4 protein-coding genes are annotated in these 4,101 nt (G+C 27.2%); all 4 read left to right on the top strand.

Annotation, left to right across the window (positions count from 1 at the left end; translation table 11 throughout):
* Positions 1-979: EscU/YscU/HrcU family type III secretion system export apparatus switch protein (locus M983_RS06645; protein WP_066748942.1), on the top strand; the 979-nt coding region annotated here is incomplete at its 5' end.
* 170 nt (positions 980-1,149) lie between these two features.
* The gene (locus M983_RS06640) at positions 1,150-1,638 is read left to right on the top strand and encodes a SycD/LcrH family type III secretion system chaperone (protein ID WP_425415185.1); all 489 of its coding nucleotides are present in this window, start codon (positions 1,150-1,152) and stop codon (positions 1,636-1,638) included.
* A gap of 1 nt (position 1,639) precedes the next feature.
* The gene (gene sctE, locus M983_RS06635; protein WP_066748938.1) at positions 1,640-3,886 is read left to right on the top strand and encodes a type III secretion system translocon subunit SseC family protein; all 2,247 of its coding nucleotides are present in this window, start codon (positions 1,640-1,642) and stop codon (positions 3,884-3,886) included.
* A 20-nt stretch (positions 3,887-3,906) separates the two neighbouring features.
* Positions 3,907-4,101 (top strand): hypothetical protein (locus tag M983_RS06630; protein ID WP_157091935.1); only part of this gene is annotated, 195 nt, incomplete at its 3' end.

Below are 4,101 nucleotides of genomic sequence, written 5' to 3'. Positions count from 1 at the left end.
GTTAACATCAGGGTTAGTATATCTTGTTGGTGTCATGTTTGTTTTTTATCATACTAATTTTACTGAGTTTGTTCGTTTTTACCAATCTTTGTTACTACACCCTAATAATATTACACTTAAAAGTTACACTCATATATTGAGCTCGATATTTTTTGATATTATTTTACCTGTTCTCATTGTTGTAATATTAGTCGGTACTATACCATCATTATTTCAGTCGCGTTTTAAGCTAGCAACTGAGGCTATTAAAATTGATTTAAATCATATTAATCCTATTTCTGGTTTTAAAAAAATATTTAGCTTAAGGACCGTAAAAGATTTTATTAAAACACTACTTTTTATTATTATATTTTGTATTACTTGCTATTTTTTTATTGTTTTGCATGGTAGGGAAATATTTTTATTATACCGTTCTAATTTAAGCGAAGTTATTGATAAATGGTGCTCTTTAGTTATTAGTTTTATATTTTTATTTTTTGTACTTTCTATTCCTATTCTTATTTTAAATATCATTACTGATTTCTTTCTCTTTATAAAAGATTTGATGATGGAAAAGCATGAAGTAAAACAAGAAAATAAAAATATGGAAGGAGATCCAGAAATAAAATCAGCTCGAAAACAAATGCATCAAGAGTTACTAGATGAACCAATGAAAAAAATGATTAGAGATTCATCTGCTGTTATTGTTAACCCGACTCATTTTGCTGTAGGTATTTATTTCGATCCAGATAACGATATTATGCCATTAGTTTCATTACGTTGCATTGATAATATGGCTTTAGCAGTTAAAGCATACGCTAAAAAAGTAGGTACTCCTGTTATTCGTTATCCTGAGTTAGCGAGGAAAATTTATCATAAATATCATCTTTTTGAAGTGATGGCAGATAAAGATTTATTAGATGTTATGGATGTTTTAATTTGGCTAAAAATAGTTGAAATAGAAGGAACGTTAAGGGATGAAATGGAATACATAAATTAATTTTCTCAAAAAAAATGAATGTGAAAATATTTTTATAAAAATAACAGATTGTATTTATAAAATACAATGGTGCGTTTTATTAAAGCCAGTAAATACAAATTACTTTAGAATTTTATTATTAATTATTCATCATAGATGAAAGGATTAACATTATGTCAATACAACAAAAAATGTCAGAAAAAGAAATAGAGAAATTAGCAAGTTATATCGTCTCTATTGTTCAAAATGGTAACGCTTTCAAGGATGAAAGCAATATTCCAGAAGGATTTATGGAAGGAATTTATTCATTTGCTTATGACTTCTATCAGAAAGGAAAACTGGATGAAGCCGAAGCTATCTTTAAGTTTTTATGTTTATATGATTTCTATAATGTTGATTATATTATGGGACTTGCCGCCGTTAAACAATTGAAAAAACAGTATCAAGCCGCTATTGACCTTTATGCTTTAGCTTATCTTAATGGAAAAAATGATTATCGGCCGGTATTTTATGCGGGGCAATGTAATCTGTCATTGGGCGAAAAAGAGAAGGCAAAATATTGTTTTACCCAAGTTTATGAAAATATCCAAGATAGTGTAATTAAAGATAAAGCTAATACCTATTTAGAGTCTCTTGTAGATATTCCTTTAATTATGATAGAAAAGGATAAGGAAGAATAATATGAGTATTAAAGTTGCTACAGAAAGTACTGTAGTTAATAATGCTACTCCTCTGGCCTCAGAGGAGGTAGCTAAAGTACAGACGAATACGACACAGCAAGCTGAAAAAATTAATTTAGTTAATAATAATTTAATTGCATCACAACTAAAAAAAGATATCGATGCTATTGTTGCACCTATTTTAAGGGCACCAGAAGAACAAATAGAGAGCAATAAAAAAATAGATTTAAAATCTGATACTAAATATCATATTAAATCATTTTCATCATCTAGAAGAGATGATGAAAATGAAAAATCAATTGATAAATCAGAAGGTAAGATAAATGATTTTGATCATAAAAATATAAAAGATGATTTATTAGTAAATCAAAGACATTATTACGATGAAAGCGATAAATTAGCAGAAAATTATATTAATTTAGATTCTAATACTGCTCTAAACTCTTATTTATCCTCTCCTGCTAAAAATAAAGTTCCTGTTAAGAATGATAGCAAAATGGATAATTTTCTTTATCTTCAGCTATCCTATCAAAATCTTATTAATCAAAGTATTTTAGATAAAATAAAAGATACAGATAAAGTTGATTATTATCTTGGGAAATTAGAATCTTTATCTAAAGGTGTTGATGGATTAAAAGATCAATACCAATCTATATTGGATGATGTCAAAAAATATAAAGAAGCTTATATTGATTATTGGATGGGGATTTATAAAGAAATAAAAGATAATAAATTAGCAACAGAATCTGATATAAATACATTTTTAAAAAATAATAAGATTCCTAGTAGTATTACAAAAGCGATATTAAGTGGAAAAATAAAAGATAGAGAAGATATGGTTGCGCTTTTAAACAATACCTTTTCATTTTTAAATCTTCCTAACGATATGTCCAAAACTTCTCTTTCTAATATAGATAATCTACACAAACAGTTAGGTGATTTTTTTAATCATATCTTTGATAATATGCCTAATGTTTCAATGGATGATAATAAATTAAAATCAATCTCTTCTTATTTTTCTGAATTAAAGGATTTAATTCAAAAAAAAGAAAATAAATCAATTCATAATAAATTAACTTCAGCAAAAAATACTTATAGAGATCTTATTGCAACTCAAAGCAAAATTGAATTAGAGATAATGGCTAATTCATTATCTGGTATGGCGTTATTAACGTATCTACTAGCAAAAGTACGTGAATTGACAATGAAAGTCATGTTACAACGTTCTGACAGTGAGCAAAAACTTTTTGATCAGATGAGGGAAGTAACCGAAAAATCATTAAAAGATAAAGTAGAAGACCAAAAAGCACAAATAAAAAAACAAGAAGAAATTAAATATTGGGCTGGTATTGGTTTAAAAATATTAGGAGGATTGCTTTCACTGATTGCGGGCGTTGCAGCTATATTTACTGCTGGCTCTTCTATGGCATTATTAGGTGTGGCAGTTGCACTTTTTGCTGCGGATGTTGGATTAACTGTCGCCGATGAAGTATATCAAGCGGTGCATAATAAATCGTTTATGGATGAAATTATGGCACCAGTTTCAGAAGCTATTAATAATATGGTGGATGAAATAGTTACATTTTTAGTGAATACGGTTAATACGTCACTTGATTTCTTAAAAAAATTAGGATTGGATGCTGATATTGATAAAATTAAAAACCAAATCCAAGATAAATTAAAATTAGCCTTAAAGATTTTAGTTACCGCTGCACTTTTTATCGGTGCTATAGCTTTAACTCTTGTGTTAGGCCCTTTAGCGCAAGGTATTTCAAAAGGTGTTTCAAATATCACTAAACGCATATTTAATGAACAAGTAAAGCAAACATTAAAAAAAGTATTAAATGATTATCTTGAAAAAACACTTGGTAAGTTTATAAAAGAGATCCTTAATAAAATTTATGATGATGTAATGAAATCACTTAATAAATTTTTAGCTAAAGAATTAAGTGAAAAAGCAAATGTTATGTTAAAACGAACACTTGTTACTTCCAAAATGGTGAATACTTTAGCATCTAGCACAGTTAATATTTACAGTAGTACCCTTTCAGCAAAACTATTAGAATCGGTAGGTAACAGTAAAAAGCTTGAAGCCATACTAGATCTTATTATCAATCTGATGAATAAGATAATGGAAAGTTATAATGAGAATGTTGATACCATAACTGATATATTAAAAAATATGAGTGATAAATTATCTGAAAGTAGTAAATTAAAATCAAATATTATAAAAAATATATCAATATAATTTTATTTTGGAGTGTATATATGAAAATAAGCAATGATCAAACCTCTAATAAGGTTTATGAATATCCTCAAGAAAAAATAGATTCAGACAAAGAATTAATAAATGAAAAAAGTAATGACATTTTAACTTCTAAAATAATAAAAGAAAAGTTAGATAATGATATAAATTTACCAAATACATCTACAATACCAGAGCTTTCAGCACCTAAATATACT

Source organism: Proteus myxofaciens ATCC 19692 (assembly GCF_001654855.1).
Classification (GTDB): domain Bacteria; phylum Pseudomonadota; class Gammaproteobacteria; order Enterobacterales; family Enterobacteriaceae; genus Proteus; species Proteus myxofaciens.
The sequence above is the reverse complement of the archived record's forward strand: the minus strand, read 5'-3'. Positions and strand labels throughout refer to the sequence as shown.